Origin of the sequence: Streptomyces sp. NPDC102283 (assembly GCF_044766265.1) — a bacterium.
GTDB lineage: Bacteria > Actinomycetota > Actinomycetes > Streptomycetales > Streptomycetaceae > Streptomyces.
Window position 1 is genome coordinate 314,806 of the sequence record NZ_JBIWLQ010000002.1, and the last position, 25,950, is coordinate 340,755.

Annotated in this window: 23 protein-coding genes and 1 pseudogene; 12 read left to right on the forward strand and 12 right to left on the reverse strand. The window is 71.8% G+C overall.

All coding sequences use genetic code 11. The features are described from left to right. The first annotated feature begins 119 nt into the window (after positions 1 to 119). From egtA to egtD, 4 genes are read left to right on the forward strand one after another with little or no spacing between them, the layout of a single operon-like run. The gene (gene egtA, locus ACIRJT_RS05835; protein WP_403905011.1) at positions 120 to 1,499 is read left to right on the forward strand and encodes an ergothioneine biosynthesis glutamate--cysteine ligase EgtA; all 1,380 of its coding nucleotides are present in this window, start codon (positions 120 to 122) and stop codon (positions 1,497 to 1,499) included. Next, positions 1,496 to 2,899: an ergothioneine biosynthesis protein EgtB gene (gene egtB / locus ACIRJT_RS05840; RefSeq protein ID WP_403905013.1), complete on the forward strand. Its 1,404-nt coding sequence runs from the start codon at positions 1,496 to 1,498 to the stop codon at positions 2,897 to 2,899. Before egtA ends, egtB begins: the two co-directional genes overlap by 4 nt. After that, complete coding sequence (egtC, locus tag ACIRJT_RS05845; protein WP_403905017.1) at positions 2,899 to 3,654, forward strand: ergothioneine biosynthesis protein EgtC; 756 nt, start codon at positions 2,899 to 2,901, stop codon at positions 3,652 to 3,654. The genes egtB and egtC overlap by 1 nt, the downstream gene beginning before the upstream one ends. Further along, positions 3,651 to 4,613 (forward strand): L-histidine N(alpha)-methyltransferase, encoded by a 963-nt coding sequence (gene egtD, locus ACIRJT_RS05850; protein WP_403905019.1) that lies wholly within the window; start codon positions 3,651 to 3,653, stop codon positions 4,611 to 4,613. Before egtC ends, egtD begins: the two co-directional genes overlap by 4 nt. On the opposite strand, the gene ACIRJT_RS05855 is transcribed toward egtD, so the two are convergent. From ACIRJT_RS05855 to ACIRJT_RS05865, 3 genes are all read right to left on the reverse strand, one after another. Then, positions 4,556 to 5,437 (reverse strand): lysophospholipid acyltransferase family protein, encoded by an 882-nt coding sequence (locus ACIRJT_RS05855; protein ID WP_403905022.1) that lies wholly within the window; start codon positions 5,435 to 5,437, stop codon positions 4,556 to 4,558. The genes egtD and ACIRJT_RS05855 overlap by 58 nt on opposite strands. Beyond that, on the reverse strand, positions 5,434 to 6,276 hold the full coding sequence (locus tag ACIRJT_RS05860) for a GNAT family N-acetyltransferase (RefSeq protein ID WP_403905470.1): 843 nt from the start codon (positions 6,274 to 6,276) through the stop codon (positions 5,434 to 5,436). Before ACIRJT_RS05860 ends, ACIRJT_RS05855 begins: the two co-directional genes overlap by 4 nt. Before the next feature lie 210 nt (positions 6,277 to 6,486). After that, positions 6,487 to 7,743, reverse strand: coding sequence for an extracellular solute-binding protein (locus ACIRJT_RS05865; protein WP_403905025.1), 1,257 nt, complete (start codon positions 7,741 to 7,743; stop codon positions 6,487 to 6,489). Between the two features lie 202 nt (positions 7,744 to 7,945). On the opposite strand from ACIRJT_RS05865, the gene ACIRJT_RS05870 reads away from it, so the two are divergent. Next, a complete protein-coding gene (locus ACIRJT_RS05870; protein ID WP_371627302.1) occupies positions 7,946 to 8,161 on the forward strand; it encodes a dodecin in 216 nt (71 codons plus the stop codon). Here the strand turns inward: ACIRJT_RS05870 and ACIRJT_RS05875 are convergent, their stop codons facing one another. After that, the gene (locus ACIRJT_RS05875) at positions 8,162 to 8,650 is read right to left on the reverse strand and encodes a hypothetical protein (RefSeq protein WP_403905027.1); all 489 of its coding nucleotides are present in this window, start codon (positions 8,648 to 8,650) and stop codon (positions 8,162 to 8,164) included. Positions 8,651 to 8,777: 127 nt separating this feature from the next. On the opposite strand from ACIRJT_RS05875, the gene ACIRJT_RS05880 reads away from it, so the two are divergent. From ACIRJT_RS05880 to uvrA, 3 genes are all read left to right on the forward strand, one after another. Continuing rightward, on the forward strand, positions 8,778 to 9,827 hold the full coding sequence (locus ACIRJT_RS05880; RefSeq protein WP_403905030.1) for an MsnO8 family LLM class oxidoreductase: 1,050 nt from the start codon (positions 8,778 to 8,780) through the stop codon (positions 9,825 to 9,827). 39 nt (positions 9,828 to 9,866) lie between these two features. Beyond that, a complete protein-coding gene (locus ACIRJT_RS05885) occupies positions 9,867 to 10,301 on the forward strand; it encodes a nuclear transport factor 2 family protein (RefSeq protein ID WP_403905032.1) in 435 nt (144 codons plus the stop codon). Between the two features lie 103 nt (positions 10,302 to 10,404). Continuing rightward, the gene (gene uvrA / locus ACIRJT_RS05890) at positions 10,405 to 12,819 is read left to right on the forward strand and encodes an excinuclease ABC subunit UvrA (RefSeq protein ID WP_403905035.1); all 2,415 of its coding nucleotides are present in this window, start codon (positions 10,405 to 10,407) and stop codon (positions 12,817 to 12,819) included. A 75-nt stretch (positions 12,820 to 12,894) separates the two neighbouring features. Here the strand turns inward: uvrA and ACIRJT_RS05895 are convergent, their stop codons facing one another. From ACIRJT_RS05895 to ACIRJT_RS05905, 3 genes are read right to left on the reverse strand one after another with little or no spacing between them, the layout of a single operon-like run. Continuing rightward, positions 12,895 to 13,641: a succinate dehydrogenase/fumarate reductase iron-sulfur subunit gene (locus ACIRJT_RS05895; protein ID WP_403905038.1), complete on the reverse strand. Its 747-nt coding sequence runs from the start codon at positions 13,639 to 13,641 to the stop codon at positions 12,895 to 12,897. Further along, the gene (locus ACIRJT_RS05900; RefSeq protein ID WP_403905041.1) at positions 13,638 to 15,587 is read right to left on the reverse strand and encodes a fumarate reductase/succinate dehydrogenase flavoprotein subunit; all 1,950 of its coding nucleotides are present in this window, start codon (positions 15,585 to 15,587) and stop codon (positions 13,638 to 13,640) included. The genes ACIRJT_RS05895 and ACIRJT_RS05900 overlap by 4 nt, the downstream gene beginning before the upstream one ends. Before the next feature lies 1 nt (position 15,588). Beyond that, positions 15,589 to 16,257: a succinate dehydrogenase cytochrome b subunit gene (locus ACIRJT_RS05905; protein ID WP_403905473.1), complete on the reverse strand. Its 669-nt coding sequence runs from the start codon at positions 16,255 to 16,257 to the stop codon at positions 15,589 to 15,591. Between the two features lie 132 nt (positions 16,258 to 16,389). On the opposite strand from ACIRJT_RS05905, the gene ACIRJT_RS05910 reads away from it, so the two are divergent. Further along, a complete protein-coding gene (locus ACIRJT_RS05910) occupies positions 16,390 to 17,286 on the forward strand; it encodes a LysR family transcriptional regulator (RefSeq protein WP_403905475.1) in 897 nt (298 codons plus the stop codon). A gap of 61 nt (positions 17,287 to 17,347) precedes the next feature. On the opposite strand, the gene ACIRJT_RS05915 is transcribed toward ACIRJT_RS05910, so the two are convergent. From ACIRJT_RS05915 to ACIRJT_RS05925, 3 genes and pseudogenes are all read right to left on the reverse strand, one after another. Beyond that, positions 17,348 to 19,522 carry a putative bifunctional diguanylate cyclase/phosphodiesterase gene (locus tag ACIRJT_RS05915; protein WP_403905043.1) on the reverse strand — a complete coding sequence of 725 codons (2,175 nt, stop codon included), beginning with the start codon at positions 19,520 to 19,522 and terminating at the stop codon, positions 17,348 to 17,350. Further along, a complete protein-coding gene (locus tag ACIRJT_RS05920) occupies positions 19,519 to 20,337 on the reverse strand; it encodes an SAM-dependent methyltransferase (protein ID WP_403905045.1) in 819 nt (272 codons plus the stop codon). The genes ACIRJT_RS05915 and ACIRJT_RS05920 overlap by 4 nt, the downstream gene beginning before the upstream one ends. Before the next feature lie 280 nt (positions 20,338 to 20,617). Beyond that, positions 20,618 to 20,955, reverse strand: a pseudogene (locus tag ACIRJT_RS05925) (hypothetical protein); the annotation flags it as partial. An 874-nt stretch (positions 20,956 to 21,829) separates the two neighbouring features. Here ACIRJT_RS05925 and ACIRJT_RS05930 point away from each other — a divergent pair. Together ACIRJT_RS05930 and ACIRJT_RS05935 are read left to right on the forward strand one after the other, a co-directional pair. Then, the gene (locus ACIRJT_RS05930; RefSeq protein ID WP_403905048.1) at positions 21,830 to 22,594 is read left to right on the forward strand and encodes a DUF4239 domain-containing protein; all 765 of its coding nucleotides are present in this window, start codon (positions 21,830 to 21,832) and stop codon (positions 22,592 to 22,594) included. A 184-nt stretch (positions 22,595 to 22,778) separates the two neighbouring features. Beyond that, a complete protein-coding gene (locus ACIRJT_RS05935) occupies positions 22,779 to 23,336 on the forward strand; it encodes a hypothetical protein (protein ID WP_403905050.1) in 558 nt (185 codons plus the stop codon). A 91-nt stretch (positions 23,337 to 23,427) separates the two neighbouring features. Here the strand turns inward: ACIRJT_RS05935 and ACIRJT_RS05940 are convergent, their stop codons facing one another. Beyond that, complete coding sequence (locus ACIRJT_RS05940; RefSeq protein ID WP_371627291.1) at positions 23,428 to 23,910, reverse strand: hypothetical protein; 483 nt, start codon at positions 23,908 to 23,910, stop codon at positions 23,428 to 23,430. Between the two features lie 327 nt (positions 23,911 to 24,237). On the opposite strand from ACIRJT_RS05940, the gene ACIRJT_RS05945 reads away from it, so the two are divergent. Further along, positions 24,238 to 24,900, forward strand: coding sequence for a class F sortase (locus ACIRJT_RS05945; RefSeq protein WP_403905053.1), 663 nt, complete (start codon positions 24,238 to 24,240; stop codon positions 24,898 to 24,900). Between the two features lie 100 nt (positions 24,901 to 25,000). On the opposite strand, the gene ACIRJT_RS05950 is transcribed toward ACIRJT_RS05945, so the two are convergent. After that, a complete protein-coding gene (locus tag ACIRJT_RS05950; RefSeq protein ID WP_403905057.1) occupies positions 25,001 to 25,852 on the reverse strand; it encodes a polysaccharide deacetylase family protein in 852 nt (283 codons plus the stop codon). Positions 25,853 to 25,950 lie beyond the last annotated feature (98 nt).

A 25,950-nucleotide genomic window follows, 5' to 3' on the forward strand; every position in this document is an offset into this window, starting at 1 on the left:
GGGCATGCTGACGGGGAACCCGGCCTGGGCGCAACCGGATTCTCCTGGCTCGGGGGCACCCTTGTGCGATCTCCGGGTACGGGTTTGGCTGGTAGGTACGCGGCTGAGAAGGAGGCCCCATGGGCTTGAATATTCCCGGCGCAACCGGCTCGCGCCCGGACGCCGCCCCCCTCGACGAGAGCGGGGCAGAGGACTTACTGCGCGGCATATGTTTCAAGACGGGCCCGCCTCGAACCGTCGGGGTGGAGCTCGAATGGCTCATCCACGACCGGGCACGACCTGACCTCCCGGTCGGGCAGGAAAGGCTGGACCGTGCCGTCGAGGCGGTCCGCGCGCTACCGCTGAGCGCGGCGCTGACGTTCGAGCCGGGCGGGCAGCTGGAGCTCAGCTCGCAGCCGGCCGGCTCCCTCATGGAGTGCGTCGACACCACCGCGGCCGATCTGGCGGCGGTCCGCGCCACGCTCGGCGCGGCGGGACTCGCACCGGTCGGGCTCGGCGTCGACCCGTGGCAGGTGCCGAACCGCAGGCTGCGGGAGCCCCGCTACGAGGCGATGGAGGCCGCGCTGGACCGTACGGGTCCGGCGGGGCGGGCGATGATGTGCACCTCCGCGTCGGTCCAGGTCTGCCTGGACGCGGGTGAGGAGGAGCCGGGCCCGCTCGGTTACGGACGGCGCTGGCAGCTCGCGCACCTGCTGGGCGCGGTGCTGGTGGCCGCGTTCGCGAATTCGCCGTTCCAGCAGGGTCGCCGGACCGGTTGGCGCTCCACCCGGCAGTCCCTGTGGGCCGATCTGGACCCGGGCCGGACCCTCGCGCCGGGTGCCGGGCGCCCCCCGCGCGAGGCCTGGGCCGCGCACGTGCTGGACACGACCGTGCTGTGCGTCCGGTGCGAGGAGGGCCCCTGGGACGTGCCGCGAGGGCTCACCTTCCGCGAGTGGATCCGTACCGGGTCGCCCCGGCAGCCGGTGCGGGCCGACCTCGACTACCACCTCACCACGCTGTTCCCGCCCATCCGGCCGCGCGGTCATCTCGAACTGCGCATGATCGACGCGCAGAGCGGGCCCGACGGGTGGCTGGTGCCGCTCGCCGTCGCCACGGCGCTGTTCGACGACCCGGAGGCCGCCGAGACCGTGTACCGCACCGTGAAGCCGCTCGCGGAGACCGCCGGCGCGCCGGCCGCACCACGCAATCCGCTCTGGACTGCGGCCGCCCGCGAGGGGCTCGCCGACCCGGAGCTGCGGGCCGCGGCCACCGTCTGTTTCGGGGCGGCGCTCCCGGCACTGGAGCGGATGGGAGCGAGCGGGGCGGTGCTCGACACCGTGGCCGCCTTCACCGACCGCTACGTCGCCCGGGGCCGATGTCCGGCCGACGACCTGCCCGAGCCCGGCGACCTGACCGGTCAGAGCCTGTCGGCCGATCAGAGCCTGCTGAGCCTCCCGAGCGGTCCGAGCCCGCTGGGCGATCACACCCCGCCGCGCCCCGGAAAGGCGGCCTCCGCATGACCGAGCACCGAGAAGACACCCGGCACCGCGAGCACTCCGACGCCTTCGATCCGGCCGGCTCCACCGCGTCGACCGGCTTCCCCGTCGCGCCCGGCATCGATCCGGCGGCCCTGCGGCGACGCGCCCTCGACGCGCTGCTGTCCGCCCGCGAGCGCACCGCACTGCTCACCGACAGCGTGGACGACGGTGAACTGACCGCTCAACACTCCCCGTTGATGTCGCCACTGGTCTGGGACCTGGCGCACATCGGCAACCAGGAGGAGCAGTGGCTGTTGCGCGCCGTCGGCGGCCGGGAGGCACTGCGCCCGGAGATCGACGGGCTGTACAACGCCTTCGAACACTCCCGTGCCTCGCGGCCCTCGCTGCCGCTGCTGGCACCCGCCGAGGCCAGGACGTACGCCTCCGACGTGCGGGGGCGGGCACTGGACCTGCTGGAGGGCGCACCACTGCACGAGGGCGGACGGCCGTTGGAGCGGGCCGGATTCGCCTTCGGCATGATCGCCCAGCACGAACAGCAGCACGACGAGACCATGCTGATCACCCATCAGCTGCGCGCGGGTCCAGCGGCGCTCACCGCACCGGCGCCCCCGCCGCCCGTCGACGCCGAGGCGCTTGCGGACGACGTCCTGATTCCCGGGGGCCCGTTCACGATGGGGACGTCCGCCGAGCCGTGGGCCCTGGACAACGAGCGGCCCGCGCACCGGCGCGACGTGGCGGCGTTCCACCTGGACACCTCGCCCGTCACCTGTGGCGCCTACCTCCGCTTCATCGAGGACGGCGGGTACGGCGAGCGGCGGTGGTGGGCGCCCGAGGGCTGGGGCATGGTCCGTGAACACGGCCTGACCGCACCGCTGTTCTGGCGGCGGGAGGCGGGAGCGTGGCTGCGCCGCCGGTTCGGGGTGACCGAGGCGGTGCCGGAGGACGAGCCGGTGCTGCACGTCAGCTGGTACGAGGCGGACGCGTACGCCCGATGGGCGGGACGGCGGCTGCCCACGGAGAGCGAATGGGAGAAGGCCGCCCGCCACGATCCCGCCTCCGGCCGTTCCCTGCGCTACCCGTGGGGCGACGAGGACCCGACGCCGGAGCGGGCCAATCTGGGGCAGCGCCACCTGCGCCCCGCACGCTCCGGTTCGTATCCTGCGGGACGATCGCCCTCCGGGGCGGGGCAGTTGATCGGCGACGTCTGGGAGTGGACCTCCAGCGACTTCCTGCCCTATCCGGGGTTCGTGGCCTTTCCCTACCGGGAGTACTCGGAGGTGTTCTTCGGTCCGGGTCACAAGGTGCTGCGCGGCGGCTCGTTCGCCGTGGGCGAGGTCGCCTGCCGGGGCACCTTCCGCAACTGGGACCTTCCGGTGCGGCGGCAGATCTTCTCCGGGTTCCGCACGGCGAGGGATGCCTGATGTGCCGTCATATCGCTTATGTGGGCGAATCCGTGGCGCTCGGCGACATTCTGCTGCGGCCTCCGCACGCCTTGGTGCGGCAGTCCTGGGCGCCGCGCCGCCAGCGCTACGGCACGGTGAACGCGGACGGTTTCGGGGTCGGTTGGTATGCCGACGGCGATCCGGTGCCCGGACGCTATCGCCGCCAGGGACCGATATGGGGCGACGAGACCTTCACCGATCTGGCCCGGGTGGTCCGCAGCACCGCGCTGCTCGCCGCCGTGCGGGATGCCACCGAAGCGGGTGCGGACGGGGAGGCCGCGGCCGCGCCGTACACCGCCGGGCGGCAGTTGTTCAGCCACAACGGGATGGTGCGGGGCTGGCCCGGATCGCTCGCCGAAGCGGCCGCCGCCCTGCCCGCCGAGAGGCTCCTGGCGCTGGCAGCCCGTAACGACTCGGCGCTGATCTGGGCGCTGATCCGCCACCGGACCGACGCCGGGGACGATGTGCCGCGCGCCGTCGCGGAAACCGTGCGGGAGGTCGCGGCCGCCGCGCCCGGCTCCCGGCTGAATCTGCTCCTCACCGACGGGGAGACGATCACGGCGACCGCCTGGGGCGACACCCTCTGGTACCTCACGACGCCGGGCCGCCGCACCGCGGTCGCCTCGGAGCCGTACGACGACGACCCGCTCTGGCGCGAGGTCCCCGACCACACCCTGCTGGTCGCGACCTCCACGGACGTCCTGCTCACCCCGCTCAAGGAGCCCACCGCGTGAGTCCCTTCCTGCTGACCCGCACCCTGCCGGTGGACGCGACGGACGCGGCGCTGCGCGCCGACGTCCTCAGCGGCCTGACCCGGCATCCCAAGACCCTGCCGCCGAAGTGGTTCTACGACGCCCGCGGCAGCGAGCTGTTCGAGGAGATCACCCGGCTGCCGGAGTACTACCCGACCCGCGCGGAGCGGGAGATCCTCCAGGAGCGTGCCGAGGAGATCGCCGCGGCGTCGGGCGCCCGGACCGTGATCGAGCTGGGCTCGGGGTCGTCCGAGAAGACCCGTCATCTGCTGGACGTACTACCCGGGTTGCACAGCTACGTCCCGGTGGACGTGAGCGAGAGCGCGCTGACCGGGGCGGCCGAGTCGCTGCTCGCCGAGCACCCGGGGCTGTCCGTCCACGCGCTGATCGCGGACTTCACCGGCGGCCTGGCCCTGCCGGGGACACCGGGGCCCCGCCTGGTCGTGTTCCTGGGGGGCACGATCGGCAATCTGCTGCCGGAGGAGCGGGCGGCGTTCCTGCGGTCCGTGCGCTCGCTGCTCTCGCCCGGTGACGCGCTGCTCCTCGGCACGGACCTGGTGAAGGACGAGGAGACGCTGGTGGCCGCGTACGACGACGCGGCCGGGGTGACGGCGGCCTTCAACAAGAACGTCCTGAACGTCATCAACCGTGAGCTGGGGGCCGACTTCCCGCTCGACGACTTCGATCACCTCGCGGTGTGGAATCCGCGGGACCGGTGGATCGAGATGCGGCTGCGGGCCCGCCGGGCGCTGAGCGTCAAGATCCGGGAGCTCGACCTCGTGGTGCCGTTCGAGGCCGGTGAGGAACTGCGTACGGAGGTGTCGTCGAAGTTCCGGCGCGAGGACGTCAGCGAGGAGCTCGCCGCCGCCGGTATGCGGCTGACTCAGTGGTGGACGGACGCGGCGGGGCGGTTCGCCCTGTCGCTGGCCTCTGCCGTCTGACGGGACCGGAGGGGGTCCTCGGGTTCGAGGACGGCCGCTCGTGCTCTGCGGGCCAGGGCGCGGCGGCCGTCGTCGCCGTTCGCGGGGATCGGCGCGAGGACGTCGACCTGGGCGGTGAGCCCGGCCGCCCGCACCACCCGCCACAGGGACGCGGCGAGCGGGTCGGACCCGACGAACGCGACGGCGCCGGCGGCCGGTCCGCAGCGGTGCTCCGCGGTGCGGTAGGCGATGCGGACCGGCCGGACCGTCGCGCCGACGTCGATCGCCGCCTGGAACACGGCGGGCCGGAACGCGCCGCCGTCCCGTCCGCACCAGGTGCTGCCCTCGGGGAAGACCACGACCCGGGAGCCGGAGCGCAGGGCCGCGGCGACGGCCCGTACGGCGGCGGGCAGGGCCCGCAGCCGGTCGCGTTCGATGAACAGGGTGCCGCCGAGCGCGGCGAGGGGGCCGAGCAGGGGCCAGCGCCGGATCTCACTCTTGGCGACCATCCGGCCGGGCAGTGCCGAGGCGATCAGCGGGATGTCGAGCCAGGAGATGTGGTTGGCGACGACGAGTTCGCCGCCCGCGGCGGGTTCCGGAGCGTGCCGCCGGACGGTGACGCGTACGCCGAAGGCCCGGGGGACGGTGTGCGCCCAGCGCCGTGTCAGGCGGCGCCGCGGGGCGGTCCCGAGCAGCCGTACGAGCGGGACGCAGGCCACCCCCAGCAGGACCAGTGCGCAGCCGGACAGCAGCAGGAGGGCGGCGGGCAGCGGAGCGCGTACGGCTCCGGTGTGCCGGGCGCAGCCGTCCGGGGTGCACGGGGCGACGGGCAGCCAGGCGCTCATCGCAACGGGGCGAGGGAGAGGAAGTGGCGCAGGTAGCGCGGGTCGGTGCGGCGCAGCGAGAGCAGGACGTACAGGTCGGCGACGTTGAAGTCGGGGTCGTACGCCGGGGCTCCGCAGACCTGGGCGCCGAGCCGGAGGTAGCCGCGCAGCAGGGGCGGGAGGTCCGCCCGGGAACCGGCTTCCGGGCCGTGCGCGGAGGAGTCCCAGAGGCGGTGCGGGGTGACCCAGTGCTTCTCCGGCGCCAGGTGGCTCTCGCGTACGGTGTTCCAGCTCCGGGCGGCGCTCGCGCCACCGTCGGCCAGCGGGAGGGAACAGCAGCCGGCGATCCAGGTGTGGCCGGTGCGCTCCATGTAGCGGGCGAGTCCGGCCCAGACGAGGGCGATGACCGCCCCGTCGCGGTGTGCGGGGTGGACGCAGGAGCGGCCGACCTCGACGAGGTCGTCGCGGATCGGGGCGAGCCGGGTGAGGTCGAACTCGCTCTCCGCGTAGAGGCGACCGGCGATCCTGGCCCGGTCCGGAGGGAGCAGCCGGTAGGTGGCGACGACCTCGCCGGTGGCGGTCTCACGGACCAGCAGATGGTCGCAGTATGCGTCGAAGGCGTCGCTGTCCAGGCCGGGTTCGGGCCCTTCCAGCCTGGCTCCCATCTCCCCGGCGAACACCAGGTGGCGCAGGCGCTGGGCCGCGGTGACGTCTTCCCGGCAGGTGGCGAGGGAGACCCGGTAGGCCGGCTCCGGGGCGCGGGCTGGACCGGGGGCCGAAACGGACGCGGGGGCGGGAGCGGACGCGGGGGCGGGAGCGGACGCGGGAGCGGGGAGCGGGGCGACGGGCAGCACGGTCATGGCGGTCTCCGGGACGGAAGAGGTGAGGGGCGCTGCCGGGCTGTCGCGGGGTGCGACGGCCCGGCCCCTTACTTCTTCCGTCACCGGCTGGATTCGACGTGACCGCTGTGGGGAGCGGGGATGTGCGACGGCTGAATCCCCAGGGACGCCGTGCCTCGGGGACACCGCGCCCTGTGGACACCGCGCCGCGTTAATTCCGTCCGGGTGGGATCAGCCGCTGCCGGCGAGCATGGCGGTGATGCGCTCGGAGGCGGCCTTGGCCTCGCGGGCCGGGTCGCCGCCTTCGAGCACGGCCGTCATGTAGGGCTTGATCGGGTTCTCCGCCTCGACCCGGGCCCACTGGGACGAGTTGGGGGTGGCCCGGCCGCGGGTGGCGCCTTCGGCCATCGCGGCGGTGCCCTCGTCGCCCTCGATGACATGGGCGAGACTCGGCTTGTTGGGGACGTAGCTCATGCCCCGGGCGAGCTCGGTCTGCCACTTCTCGCTCGCCAGCGCCTTGACGACGGCGATGCCCGCGGTGCGTTCGTCGGCGTCCTTCGGGACGATGAGGTCGGAACCGCCGGTGAACACCGAGCCGGGGGCTTTCGAGGACTTGCCGGGAATGGGGAAGTAGCCGAGCTTTCCCTTGAGTTCGGGATTCTTCTGCTCGATGAGCGCGGCGCTGCCCGGAGTCGAGATGATCTGCGCGACGTCGCCCTTGGCGAAGACGTCGGTCTGCGGGGGCTTCTCCTCGTCGGCATCCGTCGGGCCGTCGCCGAGCGCCTGGAGCTTCTGGTAGAACTCCATGCCCGCCAGGGCCTCCGGAGTGTCCAGCGCACCCTGCCAGTCGCCGCCGTTCTCGTCCGCGAGCTCGCCGCCCTCGTCCCAGATGAAGCCGGCGAGCACGTACCAGTTCTGGCCGGCCAGGTAGATGCCCTGGTTGCCCGCGCTGTTGAGCTTCTCGGAGGCGGCGATCCACTCGTCGCGCGTCTTCGGGACGGAGTCGATGCCCGCCTCCTCGAAGATCTCCTTGTTGTAGATCACCACCCGGTTGGCCGCGTACCAGGGGATGCCGTACTGCACGCCGTTGATGCTGCCGGGCTGGGCCAGGCCGGGCAGCCAGTCCTCGCTGCCCAGGTCGCGCATCGATTCGAGGGTCAGATCGCGCAGACCGCCGCTCTCCGCATACTGAGCGACCTGGGTGTTCCCGACCTCGATCACATCCGGGGCGTCGTCGCCCTCCAGCGCGGAAAGAACCTTGGGGCCGATGCCGCTCCACTCCTGGATCTTGAAGTCCAGCTCGATCGAGGGGTTCTCCTCCTCGTACGAGCGGGTGAACTTGTCCAGGAAGCCGGGCGAGACGCTGTCCTTCATCAGCCAGACAGTCACCGTGCGGTCACCGCTGCCCGAGCCCGGTATGAAGCCGCATCCGCCGAGTGCGACGGACGAGACAAGCGCGATGGCTCCGGCCAGTATGCGGTTCTTCACGTGGTCACCTTCTGCGAAACGGCACAACGAATCGGGACCCGGTGTGGGGGGATTGCGGGCGGCGCTCGCACGGGTGGTTGGCTGAATTTTGGTATGGACCATTCAGTAGGTCAAGGCGGGTGCTCGTCCCGATTCGCCCCACCCTCCCCCTCGCGGGAGGCCTCGGATTGGGGCAACGTGGTCTCAGGAGAGGAGACAAACAATGCCGAATCACACCTATCGGGTCACCGAGATCGTAGGAACCTCCGAGGAGGGTATCGACGAGGCGATCCGGAACGGCGTCGCAAGAGCGGCGGAAACGTTGCACAATCTCGATTGGTTCGAGATTAATCAAGTTCGGGGCCATATCGAGGATGGCCGAATCGCGCACTACCAGGTAGGCCTGAAGGTGGGCTTCCGGCTTGACGAAAGCGCCTGATCAGGTACGCCCCTCGCGTTCCTGGGCATCCTTCAGCGCCGCCGACGGGTCGGCCCAGCGGGCCCGCAACACGGTAAATCCGGCCACCTGGGCCGCGTCGCAGACCAGCTCGTCGTCGTCCACGAGCATGCGCACCTGCTCCTTCCGCCCCAGCCGCCGAAGGACGTCCAGCTTCGTCCGGCGTGCGGGGCGCCGGTCGTCGTTGCGCCGCATGAACAGCGTGCCCTCGGGCAGTTGCTGACGGCTCAGCCAGCGCACGGTGTCGCGACGGCACCGCTCGGGGCGTCCGGTCAGGTAGACGATGCGGCACTCCTCGGCACTCGCGAGCACCATCCGTACGCCCTCCGCGAGCGGCGGATCGTCCGCGGCCGCGGCGAAGAAGCCGGCCCAGTCGCGCTTCGGGCCCTCCAGGAAGTGCTGCCGGTGGGCGGTGTCCGCGAGCGTGCCGTCCAGGTCGAATACGGCCAGCGGCCGTGCGTCGTTGTCCACTCCCCCAGCTTAGGAAGCCCGTCGGTCCCGGCGTCGGCGGTCGCGCGCGAATCCTGGAGGAGCCGCGGCGTTCACGGGAAGCCGGGCGGTGCGGGAATCCTGGGAGAGCGCCGGTGTTGAAGGGAGCGTGAGCTCTGTGATCGCCTCGACCCGCTTCTCCGTCCTGGACCGTTCCCGCACCCGTGAGGGGCACGACGCGTCCCGGGCGCTGCGTGACACCGTCGACCTGGCCCGGGAGGCGCAGAAGCTCGGCTTCCACCGCTTCTGGGTCTCCGAGCACCACGGCGTGCCGGGGGTCGCGGGGTCCGCGCCGACGGTGCTGGCAGCCGCCGTCGCCGCCGCGACCTCCACCATCCGGGTCGGCACCGGCGGGGTGATGCTGCCCAACCACCGACCGCTGGTCGTCGCGGAGCAGTTCGGGGTGCTCGCCTCCCTCTTTCCCGGCCGGATCGACATGGGGCTCGGACGCTCCGTGGGGTTCACCGACGGCGTCCGCCGGGCGCTCGGCCACGGCAAGGAGGACGCCGAGGACTTTCCCGGACGTCTCACCGAACTGCTCGGCTGGATCGACGGCGCCCAGCGGGCCCACCCCGGGGTGCACGCCCATCCGGCGGAGGGACTGCGCATCCCCGCGTACGTCCTGGCGATCGGGGAGGGCGCGTCGGTCGCCGCGGCCGCCGGGCTGCCCCTCGTCATCGGCGATCTGCGCGGCCGGGAGAAGGTGCTGCGCGCCATCGAGGTCTACCGCCGCGACTTCCGCCCCTCCGCCCGCGCCGAGCGGCCCGAGGTGATCGTCGCGGGCACGGTGGCCGTCGCCGGCACCGAGGAGGCGGCCCGTCGGCTGCTCGTACCGGAGGCGTGGGCCATGGCGTACTCCCGTACGCACGGGGACTTTCCGCCCCTGGCCCCGGCCGAGCGCGTCGAGGCCCTCGCCATGACGGCCAAGGAGCGGACGCTGTACGAACGGGGGCTCGACGGCCATGTCCACGGCACGGAGGACCAGGTGGCCGGTCAGTTGGAGCGGGCGATCGAGGAGACCGGGGCGGACGAGGTGCTCGTCACGACCAGTACGCACGACCGGGAGGGTCTAGTGGACTCGCTGCGGCGGCTCGCCCGGATCGCCCGGCTCCGGGACCGGGACGGGCGGGTTCCGGTGCCGAGCCTCGACGTCCGATAGCCGCCGGACCCGACCGCCAGGATCGGGAACGCTGGGGTCATGACGCACTCTCCGACGACGGACTCCCGGGCGGTACTCAGCGCCATGTACACGGCCGAAGCACGTTATCTGGCGGCCGGCGGACCGGGAACGGCCTCCTTCGACCACCTGGCACCCTGCTTCGCCCCCGATGTGGTCCTCCATCAGGCGGCGGGGCTCCCGTACGGCGGAGTCTGGCGCGGGCACCTCGGCCTGGAACGGTTCTTCCTGGCGATGAGCGACACCTGGTCCACGTTCGAGCTGGTGGAACAGGACTTTCTGGCCACCGGGGAGACCTCGGTGGTGCGCACGATCGTCCGCGCCGTGTCCCGGGCGACCGCGCGGGAGCTGACGTTCCCCATCCTGCAGACCCTCACCGTCCGGGACGGCCGGATCACCGAGATTCAGCCGTTCTACTGGGACACCGGAGCCGTCGCCCGCGCCTGCACGCCCTGAGGCGCGCCGCCGGATCCCGGGGGCCCGCCGTCGGCTCCGACGCCTAGAATCGGACTGTTTGTCCTGTCAGGCATCAGAACCCACCCGTACGGAGCCGAGCCCCATGCCCTTCCCCCACGATCCGTACGTCCGGGTGCGCGGCGCCCGCGAGCACAACCTCAAGAACGTCCGGGTCGACATCCCACGCGACACCCTGACGGTCTTCACGGGCGTGTCGGGGTCCGGGAAATCCTCGCTCGCCTTCGGGACCATCTACGCGGAGGCCCAGCGCCGCTACTTCGAGTCCGTGGCCCCCTACGCCCGGCGGCTGATCCATCAGGTGGGCGCGCCCGCCGTCGGGGAGATCACCGGGCTGCCGCCCGCCGTCTCGCTGGAGCAGCGGCGCTCCGCCCCGGGGGCCCGCTCGTCCGTCGGGACGGTGACGACGCTCTCCAACTCGCTGCGCATGCTGTTCTCCCGCGCGGGCGACTATCCGCCGGGCGCCGAGCGCCTGGACTCCGACTCCTTCTCCCCCAACACCGCCGTCGGGGCGTGCCCGGAGTGCCACGGGCTGGGCCGCATCCACCGGACGGACGAGGAGTTGCTCGTCCCGGACCCCTCGCTGTCGATCCGGGAGGGGGCGATCGCCGCGTGGCCCGGGGCGTGGCAGGGCAAGAACCTCCGCGATGTGCTGGACGCGCTGGGCCACGACGTCGACCGGCCGTGGCGCGAGCTGCCCGGAGAGGACCGGGAGTGGATCCTGTTCACGGACGAGCAGCCGGTGGTGACGGTGCATCCGGTGCGGGACGCGGGCCGGATCCAACGCCCGTACCAGGGCACGTACACGAGCGCGCGGCGCTATGTGCTGCACACCTTCGCGGACACCAGGAGCCGGGCCCTGCGGGCGAAGGCGGAGCGGTTCTTGACCAGCGCCCCGTGCCCGGTGTGCGGCGGGAGCCGGCTGCGGCCCGAGGCGATGGCCGTGACCTTCGCGGGGCGGACCATCGCCGAGCTGGCCGGGCTGCCGCTGTCCGCGCTGGCCGAGGTGCTCTCCGGTGCGGGGTCGGGCGGTGAGGAGACGGCCCGGGTGCTGACAGGCGATCTGCTGGCACGGATCGGGACGGTGACGGAGCTGGGGCTCGGCTATCTGAGCCTGGACCGGACGGCCCCGACGCTGTCCTCGGGAGAGCTGCAACGGCTGCGGCTGGCAACGCAGTTGCGGTCGGGTCTCTTCGGCGTCGTCTACGTCCTGGACGAGCCGTCGGCCGGGCTTCACCCGGCGGACACCGAGGCGCTGCTCGGGGTGCTGGGCCGACTGAAGGAGGCCGGGAACTCGGTCTTCGTGGTGGAGCACCAGATGGACGTGGTGCGGCGGGCTGACTGGCTGGTGGACGTGGGCCCGCTGGCCGGGGAGCACGGCGGGCGGGTGCTGCACAGCGGGCCGCCCGAAGGACTGGCCCGGGTGCCGGAGTCGGCGACCCGGCGGTTTCTGTTCGAGGAGGGGCCCGTGCCGCTACGGGAGCCGCGCACGCCGACCGGGTGGATCCGGCTGACCGGCGTGGAGCGGCACAATGTGCGGGGCGTGGACGCGGCGTTCCCGCTCGGGGTGTTCACGGCGGTGACCGGGGTGTCCGGCTCGGGCAAGTCGACCCTGGTCGGCCAGGTGCTCGCCGGGGTGCTGGCGGACCGGCAGGCGGGCGAGGAGGCCGGGCCGGGTGAGCGGTACTGCGCGGCGGCCACCGGTCTGGAGGCGGTCGACCGGCTCGTCCAGGTCGACCAGAAGCCCATCGGCCGTACGCCCCGGTCCAATCTGGCCACGTACACCGGTCTCTTCGACGCCGTGCGGAAGCTCTTCGCGCGGACGGGGACGGCGCGGGAGCGCGGCTACGGCGCGGGGCGCTTCTCGTTCAACGTGAGCGGCGGCCGGTGCGAGACCTGCCAGGGCGAGGGGTTCGTCTCGGTGGAGCTGCTGTTCCTTCCGAGCACCTACGCGCCGTGCCCGGACTGCCACGGCGCGCGGTACAACCCGGAGACCCTGGACGTCACCCTCGACGGACTGACGATCGCCCAGGTCCTGGATCTGACCGTGGAGTCGGCGGCGTCCTTCTTCGCCGGGACGCCGGCCGCCGAACGCGCGCTGACCACCCTGTTGGACGTGGGCCTCGGCTATCTGCGGCTCGGCCAGCCCGCCACGGAGCTGTCCGGCGGCGAGGCGCAGCGCATCAAGCTGGCGGCGGAGCTCCAGCGCACCCGGCGCGGGCACACGCTGTATCTGCTGGACGAGCCGACGACGGGGCTGCATCCCGCCGATGTGGAGGTGCTGATGCGGCAGCTGCACTCCCTGGTCGACGCCGGGGGCACGGTGGTGGTCGTGGAGCACGACATGGCCGTGGTGGCGGGCGCGGACCATGTCGTCGACCTGGGGCCCGAGGGCGGTGACCGGGGCGGCCGGATCGTCGCGGCGGGCACGCCGGCGGAGGTGGCGGGCGTCGCGGGGAGTCGTACGGCGCCGTATCTGGCGAAGGCCCTGCGGCGCTGACCCGGCGGCGGGCATCGCGTCGATCCCGTACGGCTCCGGAACCGTACGGGATCAACGCCGGGATCAACTCCCTTGTCAGCGGCGGACCTTGCGGGTCGCCCGCAACCACTCCTTGTTCATCGCGGCGATCGAGGGCAGCGGGATGCCCTTCGGGCAGGCCGTGGCGCACTCGCCGGTCAGGGTGCAGCCGCCGAAGCCCTCGTCGTCCATCTGGGCCACCATGTCCAGGACGCGGGTCTCGCGCTCGGGTGCGCCCTGCGGCAGGACGTTGAGGTGGTTGACCTTCGCCGAGGTGAACAGCATCGCCGAGCCGTTGGGACAGGCGGCGACGCAGGCTCCGCAGCCGATGCACTCGGCGTGCTCGAAGGCGAAGTCGGCGTCCGGCTTGGGCACCGGGGTGGCGTGGGCGTCCGGGGCGGTGCCGGTGGCGGCGGAGATGTAGCCGCCGGACTGGATGATCCGGTCGAACGAGGAGCGGTCCACGACCAGGTCCTTGATGACCGGGAAGGCGGAGGCCCGCCAGGGTTCGATGTCGATCGTGTCGCCGTCGGCGAAGGACCGCATGTGGAGCTGGCAGGTGGTGGTGCGTTCCGGGCCGTGGGCGTCGCCGTTGATGACGAGGCTGCACGCGCCGCAGATGCCCTCACGGCAGTCGTGGTCGAAGGCGACCGGCTCGTCCCCGGCGAGGGTGAGTTCCTCGTTGAGGGTGTCGAGCATCTCCAGGAACGACATGTCGGCGGAGATGCCGTCGACTTCGTAGGTGGCCATGGCGCCGGGCGTCTCGGGGTTCCGCTGGCGCCAGACGCGCAGGGTGAGCTTCATGCGTAGCTCCGCTGGGTGGGGTGGACGTCACTGAAGACGAGGTCTTCCTTGTGCAGGACGGGGGCGCCGCCGGTGGCGGTGAACTCCCAGGCGGCGGCGTAGGAGAACTCCTCGTCGCGCCGCTCGGCCTCGCCGTCCGGGGTCTGGGACTCCGCGCGGAAGTGGCCGCCGCAGGACTCGGCGCGGTGGAGGGCGTCGAGGCACATGAGCTCGGCGAGCTCCAGGTAGTCGACGATGCGGTTCGCCTTCTCCAGCGACTGGTTGAACTGTTCGCCGGTGCCGGGGACCCTGATGCGGCGCCAGAACTCCTCGCGGATCTCCGGGATCTTCGCGAGCGCCTTGCGCAGACCGTCCTCGGTGCGGGCCATCCCGCAGTACTCCCACATGAGTTCACCGATCTCGCGGTGGAAGGAGTCGGGGGTGCGGTCGCCGTCGACGGAGAGCAGCAGGTTGATCCGGTCCTCGGTCTCCGCCACGGCCTCCGCGACGGCGGGGTGCGCCTCGTCCACGGTATCGGTGTGCGGATTGCGGGCGAGGTAGTCGTTGATCGTGGAGGGCAGGACGAAGTAGCCGTCGGCGAGGCCCTGCATCAGGGCGGAGGCGCCGAGGCGGTTGGCCCCGTGGTCGGAGAAGTTCGCCTCACCGATCGCGAACAGGCCGGGGATGGTGGTGGAGAGGTCGTAGTCGACCCACAGGCCGCCCATCGTGTAGTGCACGGCGGGGTAGATCCGCATGGGGACCGTGTAGGGGTCCTCGTCGGTGATCCGCTGGTACATGTCGAAGAGGTTGCCGTACTTGGCTTCGACGGCCTTGCGGCCCATCCGGCCGATGGCCTCGGCGAAGTCCAGGTAGACCCCTTGACCGCCGGGGCCGACGCCGCGCCCCTCGTCGCAGACGTTCTTGGCGGCGCGGGAGGCGATGTCGCGGGGCACCAGGTTCCCGAAGGCGGGGTAGATCCGCTCCAGGTAGTAGTCGCGCTCGTCCTCGGGGATCTTGTTGGCCGGGCGGTCGTCGCCCTTGGCCTTGGGGACCCAGATGCGGCCGTCGTTGCGGAGCGACTCGCTCATCAGCGTGAGCTTGGACTGGTGGTCGCCGGTGCGCGGGATGCAGGTGGGATGGATCTGGGTGAAGCAGGGGTTGGCGAAGTACGCGCCGCGCCGGTGCGCGCGCCAGACGGCGGTGGCGTTGGAGTTCATGGCGTTGGTCGACAGGTAGAAGACGTTGCCGTAGCCGCCGGTGGCCAGGACGACCGCGTCGGCGAAGTAGGTGTCGATCTTCCCGGTGACCAGGTCGCGGGCGACGATGCCGCGCGCCTTGCCGTCGACCACGATCAGGTCCAGCATCTCGGTGCGGGCGTGGAGTTCGACGCCGCCCGAAGCGATCTGCCGGGACAGTGCCTGGTAGGCGCCGAGGAGGAGTTGCTGTCCGGTCTGGCCGCGCGCGTAGAACGTGCGGGAGACCTGGACACCGCCGAAGGAGCGGTTGTCGAGGAGGCCGCCGTACTCGCGGGCGAAGGGGACGCCCTGGGCGACGCACTGGTCGATGATCTCGACGGAGATCTGGGCGAGCCGGTGGACGTTGGACTCACGGGCGCGGAAGTCGCCGCCCTTGACGGTGTCGTAGAACAGCCGGTGGATGGAGTCGCCGTCGTTGCGGTAGTTCTTCGCGGCGTTGATGCCGCCCTGGGCGGCGACCGAGTGGGCCCGCCGGGGCGAGTCCTGGAAGCAGAACTGGACGACGTGGTAGCCCTGTTCCGCCAGAGTGGCGCCGGCCGCTCCGCCGGCCAGCCCGGTGCCGACGACGATGACGGTGTGTTTGCGCCGGTTGGCGGGGTTCACGAGTTTCGCTTGGAAGCGGCGGGTGTCCCAGCGTTCGGCGACGGGGCCCTCGGGGGCCTTCGTGTCGGCGAGGGGCTCGCCCGTGCCGTACTGCGTGTAGTCGGGCATGTCAGCTCACCACTCCGGTCATGACGGCGACGGGTACGGAGATGAAGCCCACCGTCAGCACCGCCGCGAGGAGGTTGGCGAGGGTCTTCAGGATGCGGTCGCGGGTCGCGTTGCCGACGCCCAGGGTCTGCGCGGCGCTCCAGAAGCCGTGCTGGACGTGCAGGCCCATGGCCAGCACGGCGACGATGTAGATGACGTTGCCGTACCAGGTCGAAAAGGTGTCGATGACGTTCTGGTAGGGGTGCCCGGCCTCGAAGCTGGTGTGCACGGTGCCGGTCGTCAGGTCGAGGATGTGCCAGACGATGAAGAGCGCGAGGATGATTCCGCCCCAGCGCATGGTCCGGGTGGCGTAGCTCGAGCGGGGCCGCTTGTGGACGTATTTGGCCGGGCGCGCCCGGATGTCGCGGCGGCTCAGTTGGTACGCGCAGACGCCGTGCAGCACGACGGCGGCCACCAGTCCCACCCGGACGATCCAGAGCGCCCACTCGTGGTGCAGTACCGGCTCGCCCATGGTGCGCAGCCAGTGGGCGTACCCGTCGAACTCACCGGGTCCGAAGAAGATCTTCAGGTTGCCCACCATGTGGGCGACGAGATATCCGAGCATGACCAGACCGGTCACGGCCATGATCGTCTTCTTGCCGACGGTCGAGTCCCAGAGCGTACGCGTCATCGACGGCCGTCGGTCCGTCCGCGTTGCCAATGCCATGGACACGACGGTAGGGGCGAAGGGCCCGATCAGTCCAAGACATGGCCCACCTGATCTCCATAGGTGTTCACTATCGATCGACGGTATCGTCGGATGGTGCACTTCCAACAGCTCACCTACTTCGTGGCCGTCGCCGAGGCCCGGCACTTCACCCGGGCCGCCGAGGCGGTGCACGTGTCGCAGCCCTCGCTCTCCCAGCAGATCCGGGCGCTGGAGACGGAGCTGGGCGCCGATCTGTTCAGCCGGGCCCGGGGCAACATCGCCCTCACCGACGCCGGCGAGGCCCTGCTGCCGCTCGCCCGGCGGATCCTCGCCGACGCGGAGACGGCACGGCAGGAGGTCCAGGAGCTGGTCTCGCTGCGCAGCGGCCGGGTGCGGCTGGGGGCGACGCCGAGCCTGTGCACCGGGCTGCTGCCGGACATGCTGCGCGCCTTCCACGACCGGCATCCGGGGGTGCGGCTGCTGCTGGAGGAGGGCGGCTCGCACGACCTCGTACGTCAGCTGGCGCGGGGAGCGCTCGATCTGGCGCTGGTGGTGCTGCCCCTGCCGGCCGCCTCGCCCGCGCTGACCACGGTGGAACTGCTGCACGAGGACCTGGTGGTGGTGTCCTCCGCCGAGGAGCCGCCCCCGGGGCGGGGCGGCCGGATCCGGATCGCGGATCTGGAGGGGGCGCCGCTGGTGATGTTCCGGCACGGGTACAACCTGCGGGAGCTGACCCTGGCCGCCTGCCGCGCGGAGGGCTTCGAGCCCACGTTCACCGTCGAGGGCGGCGAGATGGACGCGGTGCTCGGTTTCGTACGGGCGGGACTCGGCATCGCCGTGGTGCCGAGCATGGCCGCCGCCCGGGCGGGCCACGACCTGCGGAGGACTCCGCTGGCCGGCGCCGGGCTGCGGCGCACGATCGCTCTCGCGCACCGCAGCGACGTGGCCCCGCCCCGGGCCGCGCGCGAACTCCAGCGGATGCTGCTGGAGCACCGGCCGGCCTCCGGCTGACCGGCCGACGCCTCCCGCCGACCGGCCGGGGCACGAAGGACCCTCCGCGCCCCGGCCGGGCTCAGACCGCGTCCGCCAGCAGCAGGGCGTGGATGCGGTCGGGGGCCCCTGGGCGGGCGTAGTACCAGCCCTGGGCGGTGTCGCAGCCCAGCAGCCGCAGCTGCTCGGCCTGGGCGCCCGTCTCCACGCCCTCCACCGTGACGGCCAGCTCCAGGCTGTGCGCCAGCGACACGATGCCCTCGACGATCTTCAGATCGACCGGGTCCGCCGGGTGCTGCTGCATGCCCCGGGTGAAGGAACGATCCAGCTTGAGCACGCTCACCGGCAGCCTGCGCAGGTTCGCCAGGTTCGAGTAGCCCGTGCCGAAGTCGTCGAGCGCGATGTCGACGCCCATCTCCGCGAGCTGCCGCAGCGGCTTGAGGAGATCGTCGTCGGCGCCGATCAGGGCGGACTCGGTCACCTCCAGGCAGAGCGCGCCCGGCTCGAGACCGGAACGTTCCAGTACGTCGACCGTCTCGGCGACGAGACGGGGGTGGTGCAGCTGGGTCGGCGAGAGGTTGACGTTGATCCGCAGCGGTCCTCCGTCGCTGTGCCGCTCCTGCCAGAAGTTCGCCTGCCGTACGGACTCCTCCAGCACCCAGCGCCCGAGCGGCACGATGAGCCCGGTGTGCTCGGCGAGCGGAATGAACCGGTCGGGGCCCAGCACCCCGTGCTGCGGATGGCACCACCGTACGAGCGCCTCGGCACCGTGCACCGTGCCGTCGTCCATGTGCACGAGCGGCTGGTACTCGATGAAGAACTCGCCCCGGTCCAGGGCGGCCGGGAGCGCGGTGGTCAGCCCGTGCCGGGTGATGGCGCGCGCGTCGGCCTCGGCGTCGGCGAGCTGGTAGCGGTTGCCGCCCGCCGCCTTGGCCCGGTACATCGTGATGTCGGCGCTGCGCAGCACCTCGGCGGCGCTGCGCTCCCCGGAGGGTCCCTCGACGACGCCGATCGAGCCGCGGACGGTCAGCTCGCGGCCGTCGAGGCGGATGGGCGAGGCGAGCGCGTTCAGGATGCGGCCGGCCAGTTCGTCCACCTCCTCGGCGGTGTCCGGTCCCGTGGTCAGCGCCACGAACTCGTCGCCGCCGAGCCGGGCGACCATCTCGCCGGGCGCGGTGGCGCAGCTCTGGAGCCGGTCGGCGACCTCGACCAGGAGGCGGTCGCCGGCGGCGTGGCCGAGGCTGTCGTTGATGGCCTTGAAGCCGTCGAGGTCCAGATAGCAGAGGCCGAAGCGGATCCCCTCCTGGGCGGCGAGTGCCTTCTCCAGACGCTCGAAGAACAGGGTCCGGTTGGGCAGCCCGGTGAGCGCGTCGTGGGTGGCCTCGTAGCGCAGCCGCAGATTGAGCAGCCGCCGCTCGGTGGTGTCCTCCATCAGCGCGAGCTGGTACTCGGGACGGCCTTCGGAGTCCCGCAGCAGCGAGACGGTGAGGTTGGTCCACAGGACGGTGCCGTCGTTGCGGTAGTACGCCTTCTCGACCCGGTAGTGGTCGCGTTCGCCGCGTACCAGCTCGTCGTAGAACTTCCACACCTGCGGCGAGTCCTCGGGGTGGACCCACTCGTTCACCCTGTGGCTGCGGACGTGGTTCTCCAGCCCGCCGAACATCTTGGTGAGGGTGTCGTTGATCTCCAGGATGTTGCCGTCCAGGTCGGCGACGCCGATGCCGATGGCGGCGTCCTTGAAGACCGCGCGGAACCGGGCCTCCGTCGCGTGCAGGGCCTGTTCGGCGTCCGAGCGGGCGGTCAGCGCCGAGCGGGCGATGGCCTCCTGCTCGGCGAGCGTGCGCTCGCGCAGGGCCCCGGTGAAGCCGGCGGCGAGGGTGTGCTGGATGCGGGCGCAGCGGGCCCGGCCGTCCTCGGTGGACAGCACGCCGGGCCCGTTGCCGCCGCAGTACAGGACGAGGTAGGAGTCGACGACGCCGAGCGTGGAGCTGAGGGCGTCCGGGTCGGTGCAGTGCGCGTCGATCAGGGCCTCGCCGATCCGCTGGGCGGGCGAGGCGTCGAAGGGATGGGCGTGCAGGATGCCGTTCAGCTCGCGTGCCAGGGGCAGCAGATGCTGTTCGAACTCCGGCCGGGTGAGAGAGGTGGCCGTCAGAGGGAAGATGGCCCGGCTCCAGATTCTGGCGAATCTCCGGAGACGGCCTTCCGGACCGTCGGGTTCCGCGTCCGGTTCCCCGGACGCCTGGGCGGGAATGGTCACGCCTTGCGCCCGACCCCTGCGAAGCCCGAGAAGGCGTACGGGTCTTCCTGCTCCGGCGCCTGCGGGGTGTCGGGCCGCCATTCCGGCATCGACACGAGGCCCGGCTCGACCATCTCGTAGCCCTCGAAGAACCGGCCGATCTCCTCGCGCGAGCGCATGATCAGCGGGTTGCGGATGTTCCGGTAGACGCCGACCGTGCCGGCCGCGTCCTCCTTGGGCAGCGGGATGCCCTCGTACGAGGCATGGGTCAGGACGATCAGGCTGCCGGGGGCCAGTGACTCGCGCAGTTCGGCGACCGCGGCGCGCGGGTCGTCGGCGTCCTCGACGAAGTGGAGCACCGCGACCAGCAGCAGGGCCACCGGCCGGTCCAGGTCGAGCAGTCCGGTGATCTCCGGGTTCGCCAGGATCTCCTTGGGGCGGCGCAGGTCGGCGGCGGCGATGACCGCGCGGTCGTTGCCCTCCAGGACGGCCTGACTGTGGGCGACGGCGACCGGGTCGTGGTCGACGTAGGCCACCTTGGCCGCCGGGTCGGCGGCCTGCGCGACCTCGTGGACGTTGCCGAAGGTCGGTATGCCGGAGCCGATGTCCAGGAACTGGTCGATGCCGATGTCGACGGCATGGCGGACGGCCCGGCGCATAAAGGCGCGATTGGCCTGCATGATCTTGGGAAGACCCGGGAGGAACTCCATGGCCTTGCGCGCGGCTTCCCGGTCCACCTCGAAATTGTGCGATCCGCCCAGATAGAAGTCGTACATGCGAGACACGCTTGGCACCGAAATGTCAATGCCCTGCGGTGCCCAGGCGGGACGCTCCATCGATGTCTCCAACAAGTCGCCACGGCGATCCGGCCATGTTCATGGTCAGTGTTGACCAGAGGCTACTGATCGGCCGCCAAGAGAGCGAGTGGAAACGGAAATTAGCGATCCGTTATTGGTCACACTCCGGTGGCATCCACGGCCGGTCCGTCGCTGCGCGTATGCGTACCGCGACGGACCGGCACTCCGGACGCCGTTTCCCGGCGGTTCGGGGCCACTTGGGGCTCCTGGGCGATGGCCCACCGGCCCGATTACCGGAAAACGCCGACCAGTTAGGAATCGGGGAAACGGCGTACCAGGTACCGCCGACCTCTTGTCCGTCGGTGTCGCCGGGCTTGGTGTCGTTCGCGAAGGCGCGGATGGGCCGGCAGTCGATGGTCTGCCGCTCGACGCCGTCGGGGCGGTCGAAGGGGACGAATCCCTTCACCGCGACACCACCCACCGCTTTTTGGCCAGGGGAGCCACTACCGGCCACTCCTTGAGGCAGTCGCCCGTGTGCGCGGTCCTCAACGGCCGGGCCATGTCCTTGGTGAAGCGGTAAACAGGCATACCGCGGCTGTCCACCACGATGTCGCCGGGTTCCGGGTCCTCGCGGACCGAAAGGCCGGCGGGATCGGGCAGGGTCGGCGAGATCGGCCGGTACCGGTACATCGGCCTGTCGTCGACGATGAGTTGGCTCGTGCCGTCGCCGCGGGCGACCTCTCCCAGCACTCGGAGAGGCGCCGGCCGCGGTGGGACGCCGACGGGTTCGCGTTCAAGGAGAGGCCCGGAGGAATTCGGCGGTCCGGGGATCGGGGCCCAAACACGAATGGCCCATTAACCGCACGATCAGGCGAATCACCCGCGAGTACCGCGTGTTCCCCGCCGGCGTGGATCATGCTCGCCGTCGTGTACGGATCACGCATCGCGCGGCTCACCACAGCCGCCGCACTTCTCTGGCTGACAGCCGTACCGCTGCCCGCCACCGCCGACAGCTGCGCGGTGGCCTCGATCGGGCAGGGCGACGGCAGTTCCTCGGTCGCCGTGGCGGGGGACGGGGGCTGCGTCGCGGTCTCCGAGCCGCCACCACCGCCACCGCCCGAACCGCCACCACCACCCCCGCCCCCATCCCCTCCTCCTCCGCCACCGCCACCCCCTCCGCCACCGCCACCGCCACCGCCACCGCCGGTGATCGCGGAACCGCCGCCTCCACCCCCTCCCTCTCCTCCTCCGCCGCCCCCGCCCCCCTCACCCGCACCCGCACCCGCACCCGCACCCGCACCCGCACCGCCACCATCACCGCCACCCTCGCCCTCGCCCTCACCGAAGCCGCCGGAGCGGACCGAGCCGCCGCGCCCCCGGCCCGTCGCGCTGCCGACGTACCGCAAACCGACCCGCAAACAGCCGCGGAGCGGACCGTCGCTGGTGTCCCTGACGCTGCTCATCACCGCCCCGGCGGTGTTCGCCGTTGCCGTGCTCCGGCCACGATCATCCCGCTGACCAGGAGAGATGCATGTCCGAATGGCTCGTACTGAGCATTGCCATGGCGTCCGCCTGCGCGGTCGTCCTCACCATCGCCGTCCTGAACAACCGGCGGATCGGGGATGACGACGACCCGTCCGAGACACCCGACGTCATCGAGTACATGACGATGATGATCGGCGTGGTCTACGCGATCGTCCTGGGGCTCGCCATCGCCGGGGTCTGGGAGGGGCGCAGCGCCGCCCAGGAGTCCGTACGCATCGAGGCGCAGGCGCTGCACGAGGTGCGGGCGCGGGCCTCCGTCTATCCGGTGGAGGTCCGCGACCGCATCCGGGCGGACGTCGACGCCTATGTGAACCATGTGGTGCACGACGAGTGGAAGGTGATGTCCGAACACAACACGCTCACCGAGCGTGGCACCGAGTTGCTGGACAAGGTACGGGCGGACGTCACCGACTACGTGCCCAGGACCGATCACGAGGGGCAGGCCTATCAGCCGCTGGTCGACCAGGTGGCGGCGGCGGACGACGCCCGCAGCACGCGCGCGCAGAACGCCGGGGCGACGATGCCGGGAGTCGTCTGGTTCGGGCTGATCATCGGGGCGCTGGTGACCGTAGGGCTGATCTTCACCCTCCAGATCCGCAGAACGTTCCGCGAACTGCTCCTGGCCGGCCTGTTCAGCGCGTTGATCGCCTTCCTGCTCTTTCTGATCTGGGACTTCGACGCGCCCTTCGGCCGGGGCATCTCTGCCACCGCGGACCCGTTCCTCGACATGTTCCCGGGGGCCGCCCGCTGAGGCCCGCGTCCCCGGGCGGCGGGCGGGGCGATGAGCCGGCCGGGGGACACCGCTGACCCATTCGCCGGACCCCGATCGCGTGCCGGGACGACCGCTCCTAGCGTGTCGGGCATCGAGGTGCATTTTTCCTGCTATGTGGAAATTGGTTCCGCAGCTGCCCCTCGGGGAACCCGGAGGATCCACCATGCGCGCGATACGTGTCGCACCGCTCGCCCTGCTCGGCGCCAGTGCTCTGACGCTGCTGGCCCCGTCCGCCGCCCACGCCGCGCCGGACGGGGCGACCAGCACGTTCAATCCGACGATCGCCCCGTCGGTCATCGCACCGGGCGGCCGGGTCACCCTCGGCGCCGGCGGCTGCACGGGCGAGACGACCGTCACCTCGGGCATCTTCGACACCACCACCATCCCGAGCGGCTCCACGACGGCCACCGCCACCATCGACACGGCCGCCCGCCGGGGTGCCGTGTACGCGGTGACGTTCGCGTGCGGCTCCACCGGCACCTCCCGGAACGTCAACCTGACGATCACCGGCGGCGCCACGAGCACCCCCACCCCGACGCCCACCACCGTTCCGACCGCCAGCTCGACGGCCCTCGTGCCGGGCGGCGTGCGCGGCGGCCTCGGCGGGAGCTCCGCCTCCACCGACACGGTGGAGGTCGCCGCCGGAGGGGCCCTGGTGGTCACGGCCGCCGCGGGCGCCCTCTACTTCGCACGCCGCCGTAGCGCCGACCGCCACCACTGACCGCGAGCATGCGGCGCACGGCAGTCGCCCCGGGTCCTGGTCCAGGACTCGGGGCGACGGGCGTATCGGGCCGGGCGGGAGGTTCGACGCCTTAGAACGCCGCATGGCTCGTCTGCCGACGCCGGACGAGGAAGACCGCGCCGCCGACGGCCGCCGCGGCCACCAGACCGCCGCCGACCTGCATCTCCACGGAGCTCGGACCCATCGAGCCGCCGAGCCCGCCCTGCGCGCCGTTGCCGGCGAGCACGGTGAACTTCTGCGTCGCGATCCGGTCGTTGTCACTGCACTTCACGGAGAGGTGGTACTGACCCGGCGTGGTGTTGTTCCGGACCCGGGCATGGGCGAAGTTGGTGCCGTCGCCCGGCGAGAGGGTGGTCGTCGGGAACGCGTTCGACCAGACCTTGCCGCCGTGACCGCAGCCCTGCGCGGTGATCTTCAGCGTGCCGCCCTGGTGGACGGACTGAGGATTGACGGCGACGTTGACCGGGCCGTTGGTGGCGGCGGCCATGGGGGCCGCGAGCCCGACGGCCGCGAAGGCGGTCGCGGTGACCGCGAGAGCGCGTGAAACACGCATCGTGTGAACCTCCAGCGGGAAACGCCCCCGGGGGCTTGTCCCCCGGGCTGGATCGACGAGAACGCCTCCCATGACGAACACTCACCAGCGGATCGTTGAATCGCACTTCGGTGTTGCTCCACCCCGGTGACGCGACACGCCGTACGAAAACCCGCGAAGCTGACGGAGTCGCAGGTCACAGACCATCAGAACTTTTATCTGCTCATTACTCCGATGGGCATTCATCCGGCAGGGGCCCGATCCCGCCCGCCACCCGTTCGCCCCTCCCTGATCGCCGCCCCGACGCGGCGCCCTTAGCGTTCACAGCGTCGCGACGAAGGGAGAGCCATGGGCCGGGACTACGTTGGCGCCGAGCGGACCAGACGTGTGCCATGGGGTGCGGTCGCCCTGGTACTGCTCAGCGGCCTCGCCCTCATGCGCAACGGCACGGAGTTCGGGGAGGCGGGCCCTCCGCAGCCCGCGGCGGCCGCCTCGCTGGACCTGGGCAAGGATGCCGCGGGGCCGCCGGTGGAGGGCGAACCGGTGCAGCCCCTGCCGTACGCGCCCGCCTCGCGCGTGAAGATCGGCTCCATCGACGTGGACGCACCCGTCATCGACGTCAACCTGGACGCCAACGGGTGGATCGACGCCCCGCCCGCCGAGGACCCCAACCTCGCCGGCTGGTACCAGAACGGCATCGCCCCCGGCCAGCGCGGCACCGCCGTGGTCGTCGGCCACGTCGACAACAGGTCCGGGCCCGCGGTCTTCTACGGCCTCGGCTCGCTCCAGAAGGGACACCGGGTCGAGGTCGCCCGCTACGACGGCCGGGTCGGGATCTTCGAGGTGTACGGGGTGGAGGTCTTCTCCAAGAACGACTTCCCCGGCCCCAGGGTCTACGGCGACACCGGCCACGCGGAGCTGCGGGTCATCACCTGCGGCGGAGGCTACTCCAAGGCGGGCGGCTACGACGGCAACGTGGTGGTCTTCGCCCGGCTCGTGGACACCCGCTGACAGCGGCGCTCCCCGCACGACGGCGCCCCGGCGGCCACGAGGATCCCAGGAATCCGCCGTGGCCGCCGGGGCGCCGTCGTGCGCGCACGCGTGCCGCGGCTCAGAGGCGACGCGGCACGGTGATGCGGTAGCCGGAGTCCAGCAGCCGGGGAAGGTAGCGGCGCAGGGCCGCGACACTCTGCGAGCGGTCGCCGCCCGCGTCGTGCGAGAGGACGACGACGCCGGGCGCCGCTCCGTCCAGCACCCGGCGGACGATCGTGCCGGTGCCCGGCGCCTTCCAGTCCAGCGTGTCCACGGTCCAGGCCATGGGCTCCATGCCCAACTCGGCCCCGATCTCGAAGGAGTTGCGGTTCCACGCGCCATAGGGGGCGCGGTACCAGAGCGGCGGGGCCCCGAGCGCCCGGTCCACCACCTCGCTGGTGCGCCCCAGTTCGTCGCGGATCGCGGGGCGGGAGAGCTTCGGGATCAGTGGGTGCGACCAGGAGTGGTTGCCCACCACATGCCCGTCGTCGGCCATCTCGCGCAGCAGGTCCGGGTTGCCGTCGGCCATCTCTCCGCAGACGAAGAACATCGCGCGGACCCGGTGCTCGCGGAGAGTGGCCAGGATGTCCGGGGTGTAGAGCGGGTCGGGGCCGTCGTCGAAGCTGAGGACCATCGCATGCCCGATGTCGGGGAGATGCTCGAAGGGCCGGACGCGCACGGGCGGCCTGGCCGGTGCGAGGCGGGACGGGGTGTTGGCCGTCATGGGTTCGAGCCGGTACGGGGAGGGTCGGCCGCGGACCTGTCCCGGAGGTCCCGCGGCCGCTGCGGGCGGGGTGTCCGCGGCCCGTACGGGGCGGCCGGGCGCCGATGCGGGGGCGGCGGCGATCAGATGCACGGCAGTGGCGGTTCCGAGGCCGAGGGCGACCCTCAGCAGGGTGCGGCGCTCGGTGCCGGTGTGATCACTTCTCATGGCCAACTGCTCGCACGGCCGGACGTCCACTCCGGCCGCCGACACCGGATGATGACCGTTTTGTACACGATCGACGCAGTATGTTCATCTCCATTCGG